The 14,810-nt window shown below is 67.4% G+C and carries 11 protein-coding genes; 5 read left to right on the top strand and 6 right to left on the bottom strand.

The features are described 5' to 3' along the window. Positions 1–304 precede the first annotated feature (304 nt). Both ASE30_RS09540 and ASE30_RS09535 read right to left on the bottom strand, forming a co-directional pair. Positions 305–799, bottom strand: coding sequence for a hypothetical protein (locus tag ASE30_RS09540; RefSeq protein ID WP_057284069.1), 495 nt, complete (start codon positions 797–799; stop codon positions 305–307). Between the two features lie 68 nt (positions 800–867). Next, positions 868–1,467 (bottom strand): GNAT family N-acetyltransferase, encoded by a 600-nt coding sequence (locus ASE30_RS09535; protein WP_057284068.1) that lies wholly within the window; start codon positions 1,465–1,467, stop codon positions 868–870. A gap of 85 nt (positions 1,468–1,552) precedes the next feature. On the opposite strand from ASE30_RS09535, the gene ASE30_RS09530 reads away from it, so the two are divergent. Then, positions 1,553–2,788: an FAD-binding oxidoreductase gene (locus tag ASE30_RS09530; protein WP_057284117.1), complete on the top strand. Its 1,236-nt coding sequence runs from the start codon at positions 1,553–1,555 to the stop codon at positions 2,786–2,788. Positions 2,789–2,805: 17 nt separating this feature from the next. On the opposite strand, the gene ASE30_RS09525 is transcribed toward ASE30_RS09530, so the two are convergent. Then, positions 2,806–3,936 (bottom strand): 3-deoxy-7-phosphoheptulonate synthase, encoded by a 1,131-nt coding sequence (locus tag ASE30_RS09525; RefSeq protein ID WP_057284067.1) that lies wholly within the window; start codon positions 3,934–3,936, stop codon positions 2,806–2,808. 237 nt (positions 3,937–4,173) lie between these two features. On the opposite strand from ASE30_RS09525, the gene ASE30_RS09520 reads away from it, so the two are divergent. After that, positions 4,174–5,403 carry an EAL domain-containing protein gene (locus tag ASE30_RS09520; RefSeq protein ID WP_057284066.1) on the top strand — a complete coding sequence of 410 codons (1,230 nt, stop codon included), beginning with the start codon at positions 4,174–4,176 and terminating at the stop codon, positions 5,401–5,403. Between the two features lie 57 nt (positions 5,404–5,460). Here ASE30_RS09520 and ASE30_RS09515 read toward each other — a convergent pair whose 3' ends face one another. Beyond that, the gene (locus ASE30_RS09515; RefSeq protein ID WP_057284065.1) at positions 5,461–7,116 is read right to left on the bottom strand and encodes a mucoidy inhibitor MuiA family protein; all 1,656 of its coding nucleotides are present in this window, start codon (positions 7,114–7,116) and stop codon (positions 5,461–5,463) included. A gap of 153 nt (positions 7,117–7,269) precedes the next feature. Beyond that, on the bottom strand, positions 7,270–8,169 hold the full coding sequence (locus ASE30_RS09510; protein WP_057284064.1) for a LysR substrate-binding domain-containing protein: 900 nt from the start codon (positions 8,167–8,169) through the stop codon (positions 7,270–7,272). A gap of 105 nt (positions 8,170–8,274) precedes the next feature. Here ASE30_RS09510 and ASE30_RS09505 point away from each other — a divergent pair, with 105 nt between their 5' ends. From ASE30_RS09505 to ASE30_RS09495, 3 genes are all read left to right on the top strand, one after another. Beyond that, positions 8,275–9,591: an MFS transporter gene (locus ASE30_RS09505; protein ID WP_057284063.1), complete on the top strand. Its 1,317-nt coding sequence runs from the start codon at positions 8,275–8,277 to the stop codon at positions 9,589–9,591. 132 nt (positions 9,592–9,723) lie between these two features. Beyond that, positions 9,724–12,720, top strand: a complete 2,997-nt coding sequence (locus ASE30_RS09500) for a PAS domain S-box protein (protein ID WP_057284062.1) — start codon at positions 9,724–9,726, stop codon at positions 12,718–12,720. Between the two features lie 126 nt (positions 12,721–12,846). Then, positions 12,847–13,212, top strand: coding sequence for a hypothetical protein (locus ASE30_RS09495; RefSeq protein ID WP_057284061.1), 366 nt, complete (start codon positions 12,847–12,849; stop codon positions 13,210–13,212). Between the two features lie 61 nt (positions 13,213–13,273). Here ASE30_RS09495 and ASE30_RS09490 read toward each other — a convergent pair whose 3' ends face one another. Then, entirely contained in the window at positions 13,274–14,767 is a 1,494-nt protein-coding gene (locus tag ASE30_RS09490) for an RNA polymerase factor sigma-54 (protein WP_057284060.1), read from the bottom strand. Between the last annotated feature and the right edge of the window lie 43 nt (positions 14,768–14,810).

Here is a 14,810-nt window from a genome sequence, read left to right as displayed (position 1 = left end):
AATCATGCTTTCCGCTCTAATCATGCTACGGCTTCTTCTAGGAGGAAACTCTGCCCGCGCGGTGCGCACGGCAGGTTGGGGGCGCGCGATGTGTCGTGTCGTCGGCGCCAGCGCAGAATATCATCATCACCGATGCGGCGGCGCGGCATGAATCCGGGATGCCATCCGCGCAGGGACACAGACAGGGATGGTCAAAAATTGAGCAGGCCGTCCGGCGTCGCCCGAAAGGCCATCAGCCGTGCGTTTGGCTTTTTCTTATCCACAGAAATTGTGGATAAGAAAAAGCCTGTGGATACTGTCCGTTTTATGTAGGCAGCAGTTCCACGGGCACGCCCTGGGGCACTTTGCGCATGCGGTCGCGTTCTATGCGTGCCGGCGCGAAGCGCGTCTTGCGCGCAGCAGCATTCTGCAGCAGCACCGACAGCACCGACCCCTTGTCCTGAATCCAGTGGGTCTTGCCGCGCAACAGCTTCATGGCGTTCTCCGCGGTGCCCAGGCGATAGGACATGGCGTTGATTTCCACGGAGTTCTTGCCGTTGAATGCGGCCTCGTCGTGCTCGGTGATCGCGGCCGCGTCAAGGTTGCTGCTTTCGTGGTCGATGCGGTAGATGAACTTGACGCTGCTGAACGGATCCTGCACGACGATGAGTTTCTCGGAGCCGGAGACATCCGACATCATGCCGAGCACCAGCGATTCGACCATCTGGTTGCCGCGCTGTTCTTCTGTGTAGATAAAAATGCTGTGGCGGGCGCTGGAGAAGGAAGCCGGCGCGGCCGGGACGGTGCGAGAACGATCCATACCTGACTGGGAAAATGCGGAAAGGGCGCGGGGCCCGGGGGACTGCGTAAAGAACAAACCGCGCCGGTCTATCGGGGATGGCGCATGCGCGCCAGCAGGCGCGCCTTCACCGTCGGCCAGTCCTCGTCGAGGATGGCGAAATAGACCATGTCGCGGGTGCGTCCCGATTGCGCGATGAGGTGCTTGCGAAAGACACCTTCTTCGACGCCGCCGATCCGGAGTATCGCTTGCCGCGATTGCGTATTGCTCAACTCCGTCTTGAACACGACCCGCATGATACCAATTGTTTCAAAAGCGTGCTGTAACAGCAGAAATTTGGCTTCCGTGTTCGCCCCGGACCGCTGGCTGGCCGGCGTCAGCCAGGTGGCGCCGATTTCGAGCCGTCGGTGGGCAAGCGCGATATCCATGTAGCGCGTGGCGCCAATGATCTGTCCCGTGCTTTGCTGCACGATGACAAAGGGCAGGCAGGTGCCGGATCGCTGGTCCGCCAGCGCGCGGTCCACATAGCGCTGCATGTCTTCGAGGGTGGCGACGGGTTCCGGCTGCAGGCGCCAGAGATCCGGATGCAGGCCGATGCGCGCGAGCGCCTCGGCGTGGTGCGCGGCCAGCGGCTCGAGCCGCACGATGTCGCCAGTGAGCGTGACGGGCTGCGGAGCGGGCAAGGTCATGGCGGAATCCTCGGACGGCGGAAGCGAAGAATTCTACGCTTCGGCGGCCTTGCCGAACATCGGCGCCGGGCGCAGAATGCGGCGCATGAAAACCGATGTGGTGGTCCTTGGCGCGGGCATCGTGGGCGTGAGCACAGCCCTGCATCTACAGGCCCGAGGCCGCTCCGTGATTTTGCTCGACCGGCGCGGACCGGGCGAGGAAACCAGCTATGGCAATGCCGGGCTGATCGAGCGGGCAAGCGTCATTCCCTACGCCTTTCCGCGCGAGTGGCGCAAGCTCTGGCGGTATGCGCGCAACAACACGCCGGACGTCAGCTATCACCCGCGTTTTCTGCCGCGGGTCGCGCCGTGGCTGCTGCGCTATTGGTGGCATTCGTCGCCAGAGCGCCTGGCGCGAGCGGCCGCGGCGATGCTGCCCCTGATCGAACGCAGCGTGGCCGAGCACGACGCCTTGAAGGACGATGCCGGGATCTCCCACCTGTTCCGCCGCGATGGCTGGATCGACGGCGCGCGCACCGAGGCCGGCCTGGCGCGCGTGATCGCCCACGCCGAGGCGCTCGCGCCCTACGGCTTGAACCACCAGGTGCTGGACCGCCGGGCGCTGGCCGCCCTGGAACCGTCGTTGAGTTCCGTGATGGCGGGCGCCGTGCATTGGCGGGATCCGGTCAGCGTGTCGGACCCGGGCGCGGTGACGCGGGGCTATGCCGCCTTGTTCCAGCGGCGCGGCGGGCAGTTGGCGCGCGGCGACGCGCGCAGCCTGCAGGCCGCGGGCAAGGGCTGGCGGGTGCAGGGCGTACTGGGCCTGATCGAGGCGAGCGACGTGGTCGTGGCGCTGGGGCCGTGGTCGCCGGACGTCTTGCGTCCGCTGGGTTACCGCATCCCCATGGCCGTCAAGCGCGGCTATCACCAGCACTTTGCGCTGGAGGGCGGGGCAAGCCTGTCGCGTCCCGTGGCGGATATCGAAAGCGGTTTCGTGGTGACGCCCATGACGCTGGGCGTGCGGCTGACGACGGGCGCGGAATTCGCGCCCAGGGATGCGCCGCCGTCGCCCGTTCAGATCCAGCGCACCCGCGCTCTGGCGGGCCAGTTGCTGCCGCTGGGCCAGGCGGTGGAACGCGAGCCGTGGATGGGGTGCCGTCCCTGCATGCCGGATATGCGGCCCGTGATCGGCGCCGCGCCCAACCATCCGGGCTTGTGGATGGCGTTCGGGCACGCGCACCACGGCTTTACGCTGGGGCCGGTGACCGGCAAGCTGCTGGCGGCCCTGATGACGGGACAGGCGCCGGAATTCGATCCGGCGCCGTACGGGCTTCGGCGCTGACCGGCGCGCGGCCGGGATCAGTTCCCGGCTTTTTTTTCGCGGCGCTGGCGCACCGCAAGCGCCAGGGCGGCAAGCACCGGCTCGGTCTGGCTCCAGCCCAGGCAGGCGTCGGTGATGGACACGCCGTGGCGCAGGGGTTGGCCCGGCTTCAGGTCCTGGCGGCCTTCTTCCAGGTGGCTTTCTATCATCACGCCCGTGATGCGCGTGTCGCCCTGGGCGAGCTGGGCGGCGATGTCGTTGGCTACGTCGACCTGGCGCAGGTGCGACTTGTTGGAATTGGCGTGCGAGCAGTCGATCATGACCTGTTCACGCTGGCCGGCGGCGCGCAGCGCGGCGCAACAGGCGTCCACGCTGGCGGCGTCGTAGTTCGGGCCTTGCTTGCCGCCGCGCAGGATGACGTGGGTGTCCTGGTTGCCGCGGGTTTCGAAGATGGCGGCCATGCCCATCTTGGTCATGCCCATGAAGGCGTGGCTGGCGCTGGCCGCCACCATGGCGTCGGCGGCGATCTGCACGCCGCCGTCGGTGCCGTTCTTGAAGCCAAGCGGGCAGCTCAGGCCCGAGCTGAGCTGGCGGTGGCTGGGGCTTTCGGTGGTGCGCGCGCCGATGGCGCCCCAGGCGATCAGGTCCGCGATGTACTGCGGGCTGAGCAGATCCAGGAACTCCGTGGCGATGGGCAGGCCCAGGCCGCTGATGTCCAGCAGCAACTCACGCGCGCGGCGCAAGCCCTCGTTGATGCGGAAGCTGCCGTCCAGGCGCGGATCGTTGATATAGCCCTTCCAGCCGACGGTGGTGCGGGGCTTTTCAAAGTACACGCGCATGACGATCAGCAGTTCTTTCTTGTGCTGTTCGGCGGCGTCGCGCAAGCGCCGCGCGTATTCCATGGCCTGGCCATGGTCGTGGATGGAGCAGGGGCCAACCACCAGCACCAGGCGGTCGTCGCGGCCGTGCAGCACGTCGGCGATGCCGGCGCGGCTTTGCTCGACCAGCGTCTGGATGGCGGCGGAAACCGGCAGCTCGTCCTGCAGCAGCGCGGGTGAAATCAGCGGACGCACCGCGCTGATGCGGGTGTCGTCGGTGCGCGTGTTGTCCTGGGTGGCGTCGGCCGCGCCGACCTCGCGGTCGTGCAGGGGGTCGTCAATGCGGGTCAAGGGAAGCTCCGTGCCTAGATGCGGGAAAGTCCATCATTATCGCACCGGCGCCAAACGGGCGTGACCGAGGGCTGCGTCCGTCCGTCGGATCAAGGCCCGCCTACGCCTATCGGAGATGAAATTGCATTAACCCGTTAGCAATCAAGACACGTTCCGCGCGGATGCCGTAGCATTGATCCACGTTATCCAAGCGGTCGCCTGCAAAGGCCCGCCCTATGCAGATTAGGACGGTCAGCAATGCCAAAATCCGATGCTGGAGCGACCCGACGGATTCTTCTCGTCGAAGACCACCCCGTCGAGCGCGCTTACCTGCAGAACATGCTGCTGGCGTTGGGGTTTCGCCGCGTGGCGGGGTTGGGCAGCAGCATCGAAGCGGTCAGCGCGCTGACACGCCAATACTATGACGTGCTGATCAGCGACATCGTGATGGGCGAGGGCGACGGCACGCGCCTGCCCAACGATCTGCGCCGGCTGGTGGATGCGGGGCGGCTGAAAAGCATGCCCCCGATCATCTGGATCAGCAGCCTGAGCGACGAGCTGCTCCAATCCCATGTGCGCCTGGCCTTGCAGGCGGGCTGCCCCTCTGCCCAGGCGCTGTCCAAGCCGGTGGGGCGCAGCGCCATGCAGCAGGCCATCAAGACAGCGCTGCACAGCATCGACGACGGCGATCCGGCCTCGCCGCATCGGCAGAAGTCGGTGCGGCGCGACGTGATGGAAGCGGCGCTCGGGCAGGCGCTGGTGTCCGGCGCGGGCATGAGCGTGGTGCTGCAGCCGCAGATGAGCCTGTCCACCGGCCGCGTGGTGGCCGCCGAGGCCTTGTCGCGCTGGGTCCACCCGGAACTCGGCGTGATTTCAGCGGCCGACTTCGTGCCCGCCGCGCACCGGCTGGGCCTGGACCGCATGCTGTTCGGCCGCGTCACCGACCGGGTTCTTGAAGTGCTGCGCCAGATGCATGACGAGGACATCGCCGTGCCCATCTCCATCAATGCATCCGCGTCCACGCTGTGCTCTCGCGACCTGCCAGGCCTGCTGGAGCAGCGCGTCGGGCAGGCGGGGCTGCCGGCCCGGCTGATCAAGGTGGAGCTGACCGAAGACGAGCCCGTGACCGACTGGCTGGCGCTGTCGTCCAGCCTGAACCTGCTGCGGGTACGCGGCTTCGAGCTGGCGATGGACGACTTCGGCGCGGGCATCGCGTCGATGCGGCTGTTTTCGGCGATGCCTTTCACCGAATTGAAGATAGACCGCGACTTCATCGTGCACATGCACAGCGAGCCGGCCTCGCGCGCGGTGGTGGCGGCGGCCATCGAAATGGGGCGGGTGCTGGGCCGGCGCGTGGTGGCCGAGGGCGTCGAACAGGAGCGCGACGTGCAACTGCTGCGCGAACTGGGTTGCGACGTGGCCCAGGGCTATGGCATTTCGGTGCCGTTGGAACCCGAGGCCTTCGTCGAGTTCTGCCGGCGGCAATGAAAGCTGCGGAAAGCGCGCAATGCCGCCGCGCGATGCCGGCGCGGCGGGCGTGCTGCCTCAGATGCCGGATACGTCGATATCGCCCGGATAGTCGACCGAGAACTTCAGCACCGTGTCACGCGACTTGCCCGGTTCCAGTTCCCAGTCCCACACCAGCTTGCCGTCGTCTTCGCGCTTGATGTCCCGATCGGCGGGCGAAAGCAGCTTGACCACGATCTTCTCGTTGCGCGAGATGGGCAGGCGGTCTTTGAAAGACACCTGTTCCTTGGTGGCCTTGTTGTTCTTCACGGTGATCTTGTATTCATAGGTCACGCGCTTGCCGCTGCCCGAAAAACCCGTGCTTTCCGTGTACCGGTTGACGAGCTGGCGCTTGATGGAGATGCCGTCGTCGGCGCCCAGCGCCAGTTCGAGCTTCTCGCCGGGCATCACTGCCTTCATGGCGCTGGACGCGACGAACGCGTCGTCCAGGAACGTATTCAGCGGACCGGCCAGGAAGGGAATGTCGGTGGTGTTGCTGGCCTGCGCCGTCAGGAAGACGGCTTCGCGCAGCGCGGGCGTGGACTGATACTGCAGCGTGGCGGGCAGCGTGGACGAGGCGATCGCGACGCGCTGCGTGGAGTTGTCGGACGGCAGGGTTGCCGGGCTCTTGATCTGGAACGATGCGCTGGTCGGGGCGTTCTGGACCTGGGCCGCGGACACGTCCATGGCTTCCATATCGGGTTCCGGCATGGGGGCCGCGGCGTCTTCCATGGCCTTGCCGCGCGGCGCGCGCTTGGCCTGCATTTCCATCGCCGCCATCGGCGGGGCGGGCGCGATAAGGGCTGCGGGACGGGGAGGCGGCGGCGGGGCTGCCACATCGATGATCCACGGCTGCAGGGTCGGCGCGCCGCCGCCCAGTGACGGCCTGGCGGTGGACAGGGTCAGCTTGACGTTGTTCCAGTCTTCGCCCGTGTTCTGGCGGATGACGCCAAAGTAGCCCAGGTCCACGTTACGGTCCGCGGGACGCAGGCGCGCGTCATACGACGGCGTCCAGCGCGCGCCCGCGACGGCATAGGAAACGGCCAGGTCCAGCTTGCCCGCCTGCGCCAGGTTGACGCGCAACGTGACGGTCTTGCTGCGCCGGCCGAGTTCGCCGCGCTCCTGGGCGAGCTGGCTGCGCAGCGCGGCCAGCTCGCGGTCCAGCGCATCCTTCTGTTCGGCGACGCGGCGCAGGCCCGCCAGCGTCCTGGCAAGCGAGTCCGCGCTCAGCGTCTGTATCGCCTTCAGTTCGTCCAGCGTGAGGCGCGCGCCGTCCTTGGCCGGTTCCGTCGCGCCGCGCTGCATCATCAGCACCAGCTCGCGCTGGTTGTCCAGCACCGCGGCTTCGTCGTCCAGCGCGGCCTGCTGCGTTTCGAGCTTGCGGATCTGCTCGTCCAGCTTCCTGACGCGCTCGTTGGCCGCATCGGCCTGATAGGCGTCCCGCACCTTCACGTCCAGCAAGGTGGCCTGGCCGGTGCTCTTTGCCGACACCTGCAGCGAATTCTCCTGCAGCGAGGCAGGCAGCTTTTCCAGCACCAGCTCGTGTTCGCCGGCGGGCAGTTGGCTGCTGGCCGCTCGGGTCACGACGGCGCGGTCTTGATAGACGGTCACCGCGCCGATGGAGGACGCCAATCCGGCGGCGGCGCCAAGGCCGGGAAGCGTTGCAATGGCCAGGGCCAGGAGGGTACGTCGCAAGGGGACACCTCTAAAAGGTTGATCGCGGCCGGATGCCGCCCTGGGTGGGGGACGCATCGGCGACAGCGCGAGAATTTAACGTGCGGCCGCGCGCCGAGGTTTACAGAAGATGACAAACGCGACAGGGCGATACCGGTCGGCCTTGCTCGGGGTCTATGCGAGTTCCGGGTGCGCCAGACGGCGCAGCATGGCGACGGCATTTTCCGCCGCGATCGAGCGGTCGTGGCGCCGATAGGCGATGTCGAGCAGGGCGTGCGGCGCGTCGCCCTTGATGGGACGGTATTCGATGCCCTGCGCGCCCATGTGGCGCATGGCGGCGGGCACGATGGAGATGCCCACGCCGGCCGCCACCAGGCTCACGATGGACGCCATCTGCGGGGCTTCCTGGATGACGCGCGGCGCAAAGCCGGCGCGCAGGCAGGCAGACTGGATCGCGTCGTACAGGCCGGCGCCGATGGGGCGTGGATACAGCACGAAGTCCTCGTTGGCCAGCGCCGCGATGGGAACGCCGCGCTTGCGGCTGAGGGGGTGGTCGGGCGGCAGGGCGACCAGCATGGGCTCATCGAGGACGCGTTCGGATTCGAACTCCGCGTCCAGCACATACGGCGGGCGCACGAACGCCACGTCCACGTCACCTGACCGCAGTCCGCGCAGCAGCGTCACGGTGTTGCTCTCGGTCAACGTGACGCGCACGTCCGGATAGCGGTCCCGGTACGCGCGGATGGCGCGCGGCAGGTAGGGATGGAACACGGCCGATGCCGTAAAGCCCACGGTGATCGCGCCGCGTTCGCCGCGCCCCAGGCGGCGGGCCAGGTCGACGGCGCGGTCGGCGCTGGCCAGGATGGCGCGGGCGTCCTCCAGAAACTGGGCGCCTGCTTCGGTCAAGGCGATGCCCCGGGGCAGGCGCAGGAAAAGCGGCGTGCCGATCTCGCGTTCCAGCTGCTGGATCTGCTGGCTCAGGGGCGGCTGGCCGATGCCCAGGCGCGCCGCCGCCCGCGTGAAATGCAGTTCTTCGGCCACGGCGGTGAAGTAACGCAGGTGACGCAGTTCCATCTTTTTTAAATATGAACGGGGTTGGTTTCATATATTGGACATATGAAGATGAAAAGTCTACCTTGTCTTCACGGGCTCGCGGCCCGTTGTCATTCGAGAATCACGATGTCTACCCCCTCTGCAAGCTCCTCACCCGAACCCGATGCCGCCCCGGCGTCGGCATCCGGCTACCTGACCCGAGGCATGCCCGGACTGCGCCGGGCGCAATGGGCCTTGTTCGCCGCCGGGTTTTCCACGTTTTCACTGCTGTATTGCGTGCAGCCGTTGATGCCGCTGTTCACCAGCGCCTTCAATGTGTCGCCCGCCCAGAGCAGCCTGGCGCTGTCGCTGTGCACGGGCCTGCTGGCGATCGCGATTTTCTTCGTGGGCCTGTTTTCGCAGGCCCTGCCGCGCAAGCGCATCATGGCCCTGTCGCTGTTCGCCTCGGCCGTCCTGGGCACGATTGCCGCCGTGGCGCCCGATTGGCACAGCCTGCTGGCGCTGCGCGCGCTGCAAGGGGTGGCCATGGGCGGCGTGCCGGCCGTCGCCATGGCCTATCTGGCCGAAGAGGTCGAACCCGGCACGCTGGGTTTCGCGATGGGCCTGTACATCAGCGGCAGCGCCTTCGGCGGGCTGTCTGGCCGTGTCATCACCGGCCTGGTCTCCGACCATTTCGGATGGCGGGCGGCCATGGGCACGCTGGGGCTGTTGGGCATCCTGGCCGCCGTGGCCTTCATGTGGCTGCTGCCGGCGTCGCGCCGATTCGCGCCCCGGCGCGGGCAGGGGTGGTCGGGCGTGCTGGGCGATGTCCGGGCCGGCGCGGGCGCGCACCTGAAGAATGGCCCCTTGTGCGGGCTGTTCGCGATGGGCGGCCTGCTCATGGGCGCCTTCGTCGCGGTCTACAACTACGTGGGTTTCCGCCTGCTGCTGCCGCCGTTTTCGCTGAGCCAGACCTTCATCGGCTTCATCTTTCTGGTCTACCTGGTCGGAATCTTCGCGTCCACGTACTTCGGCCGCCTGGCCGACCGCCACGGCCGCGGCATGATGCTGTCGGCCTCGACCGGCCTGGCGCTGGCGGGGCTGCTGCTGACCCTGTCGGACGCGCTGCCCATCCTGATCGCGGGCATCGTCGTGTTCACCTTTGGCTTTTTCGCGGCCCACGCCGTGGCCAGCGGCTGGGTCGGGCAGATGGCGCGCGGCTACAAGGCGCTGGCCGCCTCGCTGTACCTGCTGGTGTACTACGTGGGCTCCAGCGTGCTGGGGTCGCTGGGCGGTCATTTCTGGACGGTCGGCCAATGGCAGGGCGTGGCGGCGATGGCGGGCGGATCGTTGGCGCTGGCGCTGGTGATCAGCACGGGCCTGGCCTGGCGCACGAGCGGATCGCGCCGCGCGCAGGCGCCGGTGGCCCACGCGCGAGGGAATACGGCGGTGCGGGGCGGCTAGGCGTAGCCCGCCGCCGGCGGGCCAAGCAGTGCGCGCGCATGGCTGCCGGGATGAAACGTAGCGTCGCGTTACCTAGGGTTTCGGCTTGTGCGCACCCCCCGCAATACATTCTGTATTGGAATAGGGGAAGCCATGCTGACCAAGCACGACCGCGTGTCCCTGCCATGGACCGACACGCTAGCCCGTCTGGAAGACGAACGCATCATGCTGGAGCGGATCGCCGCCGGCGTGCCCTTGCCACAGGTGCTGCAACATATGCTGCACGCCATCGAGGCCCAATCCAGCGTCCCGCTGCGTGCATCCATCGCGCTGGTCGACGACACCGGAACGCTGCTGCTGCACGGCACGGCGCCGAGCCTGCCGGACGTCTTCAACGCCGCGGTCGACCGTGCGCCGATTGGTCCGTTGGTGGGGTCGTGGGGCGCCGCGGCGCATTCGGGCAACGCGGTCTATGCGGAAGACATCGCCACGCATCCGGCCTGGGCGCCCTGGCGCGACCTGGCCCTGGCGCACGGCCTCAGAGCCTGCTGGTCCACGCCGATCAAGGCGCCGGACGGGCGCCTGCTGGGCGTGTTCTCTAACTACTACGGCACGGCGCGCCTGCCCTCGGCACACGATATCGACGCGATCGCGCTGGTCACGCGCAGCGCGGCGCTGGCGATAGAGCGGCATTTGCTCGACGCCGCGCTGCGGCGCAGCGGCGAGCGCTGGCGGGCGATGTTCGATGGCATGCAAGAGGCCTTCTTTCTGGCCGAGGCCCTGCGCGACGACGACGAACGCATCATCGATTTCCGCTTTCTGGAAGTCAATCCCGCGTTCGAACGGCAGAGCGGCATGAAGGAAGGCGACACACTGGGGCACACCCTGCGCGAAATGATCCCCGGCGTGCCGGGCCAGATCATGGACACCTTCGTCCAGGTCGTCGAAACCGGCGAGTCCACGCAATTCGAGTTCGCCGTTCCCGCGCCCAGGGACGCCTGGTACGAAGCGCGGGCGCGCAAGGACGGCACCGACCGGTTGATGGCGATGTTTCTCGACGTCACGGCGCGCAAGGCCGCCGAGACCGAACTGTGGGAAGGCCAGCATCGCAAGAACTTCCTGCTGGCGTTGGGCGACCGGATGCGCGAGCTGCATCATCAGACGGTCATCGAGCAGACCGCCTGCGAAGGCCTGGGCCAGCATCTGGCGCTGGGAATGGTCGCGGTGCTGGATTGGGCCGGCGAAGGCGCCACGCCCGTGGTGTCGACCTGCTGGCGCTCCGAGGCGGACCGCGCCGGTCTTGCCGCGCTGGAGCCGGCGCAGTTCGGCGAAGAGTTCTACGCCGCGCTGCGCAAGGGCCGCACGGCGTACCTGCAACCCTTGCTGGCGGAAGCGGACGGCGACATCCGTCCGTCGGCGATCGTGGTGCCGATGCGCCGCTGGGCCCGGCAGGGCGGGGCGCTTATCGTCAGGCCCTTGTCCAGCAGCCGGCTCAAGGCCGGCGACCTGGCCTTCATCGAGGAAGTCGCCGAACGGATGTGCGATGCCGTCGAGCGTTCGCAGTATTCCCGCATGCTGGAGCAGCGCGTTGAAAACGCCATCGCCGAACGCGACCGCATCTGGCGCCTTTCTCCCGAACTGCTGGCCGTGATCGACGCGCAAGGGCGCTTTGTCAGCGTGAATCCGGCGGTGCGGACGATCCTGGGCTGGACGCCGGACCAGTTCCTGTCGATGGGAATGACCGAGCTGATCCATCCCGACGACCACGCAAAAACGCGCGCCGCGTGGTCGCCCGCCTTGCAGATGGGCGCGGCGCAGCCGGTCAGGCATCTGGAGACCCGCGTGCTCAAGCGCGAAGGCGGCTATAGCTGGATCACCTGGAGCATGTCGTGGTCGCAAGACAATCTGTACGTAGCGGGGCGCGACGACACGGACCTGAAGGCCCAGAGCGAAGTGCTGCTCGAGACCGAAAACGCGCTGCGCCAATCGCAGAAAATGGAGGCCGTGGGCCGGCTGACCGGCGGCATCGCGCATGACTTCAACAACATGCTGCAGGGCATCACGGGCGCGCTCTATCTGATCCAGCGCAAGGTGGCGGGCGGCAAGCCGGAACAGGCGGAGCGTTTCGTCAATGTCGCCATGGATTCCGCGAACCGGGCGGCGCATCTGACGCAGCGCCTGCTGACCTTTTCGCGCCGCCAGCCCATCGATCCCAAGCCGTTCGGCGTCCAGTCCGCGCTGCAATCCATGGCGTCGCTGTTCCATCGCTATACCGGCGAGCGGGTCACGCTGGTGTTCGACCTGGAGCCGGACCTGTGGACGGTAAGGTGCGACAAGAACCAGTTCGAGAACGCCATGCTCAACCTGGTGATCAATGCCTGCGACTCGATGCCCAGCGGCGGCGTGCTCACCGTCGCCGCGCTGAATGCGCGGCTGGATGCTTCTTCGCTGCGCCAGATTCCCGGCGTGAGCCCTGGGGATTTTGTCGAGGTTTCCGTCTCGGATGTGGGCTGCGGCATGACGCCCGATGTGCTCGCGCATGCGTTCGATCCCTTCTTTACGACCAAGCCGCTGGGCGAGGGGACCGGCCTGGGGCTGTCGATGATCTACGGCTTCGCCAAGCAGGCGGGCGGCGCCGCGACGCTGGAGAGCGCGGTGGGGGTGGGCACGTCGGTCAGGCTGCATCTGCCCCGGTACGATGGCGCGCCCCACCCGGCGCAAGAGCGGATGCCGATAGCCGGGCCGGAAGCGGGCGTGGCCACCCAGGCGGTCGTGGTCGTGGTGGAAGACGACACCAACGTGCGCGAAATGGTGCGCGAATGCCTGGACGAATTGGGCATGCGCGTCCTGACGGCGGCCAACGGCGAGGCCGGGCTGGACCTGGTGATGTCCACGTCCGACATGAATCTGCTGGTGACCGACGTAGGCCTGCCCGGCTTGAACGGACGCCAACTGGCGGATGCCGCGCGCGCCGCGCACCCCGGGCTGCGTGTTCTGATGATGACCGGCTACGCCGAAAGCGCCGCCATCGACCAGGGTTTCGTGAAGGACGGCATGGAATTGATTGTGAAGCCCTTTTCGCTGGAGGTGCTGGGCGAACGCGTCAAGCGCATGGTGGAGGCGAGCGTGGGGCCCCCTCGCGCCGCTTAGGGTCAGGTGTTGCAATGGCAGGTAAAAAATACCCCCAGGGCAATGCCTGGGCCGCCAGGCTTAGGACTTCCGGGCGGGCACGGGGCTTGCGACATGGCTATTGCTTTCCAACCAAGGAGCTTAGCCATGAAATATCGTTCCCTCACATGCGCGGTTGCACTGCTGGCCGGACTGGCTTCGGCTGGCGGGGCGATGGCACAGTCGTCCGGGCGCGCCGCGCCTGCCTCGTCGCCATCGACCACGCCGAACGACGGCACCGCCGTGCCGCCTAACACGCCCGTGCCGCCGGGGCAGATTCCGCCCGCGCCCAACGCGGCGCCGAATACGCACAGCACGCCTCCGAACGTCAACCATAACAACTCGATGAAGTCGGACAAGCGTTCGTCCGATATGCCGAACCGTGCTCGCGAGGCCAACGATAATGTGCCGCGTACGCCGGCCAGCGGCGCCACCCCGCCTCCGGGGTATCCCAACACCGGCGGCAGCAAGTAAATGAAAAGGCTTCCCCAGGGAAGCCTTTTTTACATACCCCTCGCGAAAATCCGGCGGGGGGCTAGTGCTGCCTGCGCAATTCCGCGGGCGGTACCCGTAGCTGGCCGCGGTACTTGGACACCGTGCGGCGGGCCAGCAGGATGCCGTTCGAAGCCAGGTGCTGCGTCAGCGCCACATCGGACAGCGGCATCGCCGGATCCTCGGCATCCACCATTTCCTTGATCAGCGCACGCACCGCGGCGGCCGAGCAGGACCCGCCGGATTCGGTCGCCAGTTCGCGCGAAAAGAAATGGCGGAACTCGAATACGCCCCGGGGGGTGGTCATGTACTTGCTGACGGTGGCGCGCGACACGGTGGACTCGTGCATGTTCAGGTCGTCCGCCACTTCGCGCAGCATGAGCGGGCGCAGCGCCACTTCGCCGTATTCGAAGAAGGTCTGCTGGCGCTTGACGATCGCCTCGGCTACGCGCTGGATGGTGGTGTAGCGCTGCTCCACGTTGCGCACCAGCCACCGCGCCTCTTGAAGCTCTTGCGCCATGGGACTGCGGTCGTCCAGGCGCGCGCGCCGGAAAAGATCCGCATAGGTGCTGTGCAGGCGGGCGCGGGGCATGGCGCTGCGATTCGGCAGCACGCGCCAGCGTCCGTGCCATTTGTCCACGAACACATCGGGCACGACGTAGACCGGCGCGTCGCCGCTGTAGCGGCTGCCCGGCTTGGGATCCAGGGTGCGGATGAGTGCGCAGGCCTCGCGCAGCGCGTCGTCGGAGCAGTCCAGCAGGCGGCGCAGTCCCGTGCAGTCGTTTTTGGCCAGCCGGTCCAGATGTTCCTGCACGATGCGCAGCGCCAGGACGCGGGTCTGCTCGTCGGCATCATGCGCGGCCGCCAGCTGCAAGCTCAGGCATTCCCGCAGGTCGCGCGCGGCCAGGCCCGGCGCGTCCAACTGCTGCACCAGGCGCAGCGCGGCCATCCATTCGCTTTCTTCGGGGGCCGGGGCGAAGTCGGGATGCGCGGCGCTGCACAGGCCCGCCAGCGGCACCCGAAGATAGCCGTCGTCGTCGAGCGCATCGATGATGAACTCCGCCATCAGGCGGTCGCGCGGTTCCAGGTGATAGTTGCCCAGGTCCGCCGACAGGCGCTCGCGCATCGATACGCTGGCGCACGCCCATTGGCCCAGGTCGCTTTCGCCGCCGCTGGAGGAATGGGTCGGGTAGTCGCCGGAATAGGCCGGCGCGTCGGGCGGCGTGTCTTCGGCGCCGGCGCCCTCGGGCACGGCCACCGGCTCGGGCGCAGGCTCGCCGTCGTCAGTCGGCGCCTCGTTGCGAACCCCCGGCGCGGCGGGCGCCGCTTCCGGTTCCTGTTCGTCGGCGTCTTCCAGAAAGGGATTCGTGGCGAGTGCGTGTTCCACTGCCGTGGTGAACTCCAGCGCGGACATCTGCAGCAGCTTGACGGATTGCTGCAGGCGAGGCGCCAGCGTCATTTGCTGACGCAGGCGCAGTTCTTGCATGGGATGGCCCAATTGAGTCTCCTGGAGGCCGGCCGCCGAAAGGCGACGCATCCAGTAGGTACATGCAAAGATCGTGCCAGGTTTGCGAGCGGGC

Source organism: Achromobacter sp. Root83 (assembly GCF_001428845.1).
Classification (GTDB): domain Bacteria; phylum Pseudomonadota; class Gammaproteobacteria; order Burkholderiales; family Burkholderiaceae_B; genus Achromobacter.
The sequence above is the reverse complement of the archived record's forward strand: the minus strand, read 5'-3'. Positions and strand labels throughout refer to the sequence as shown.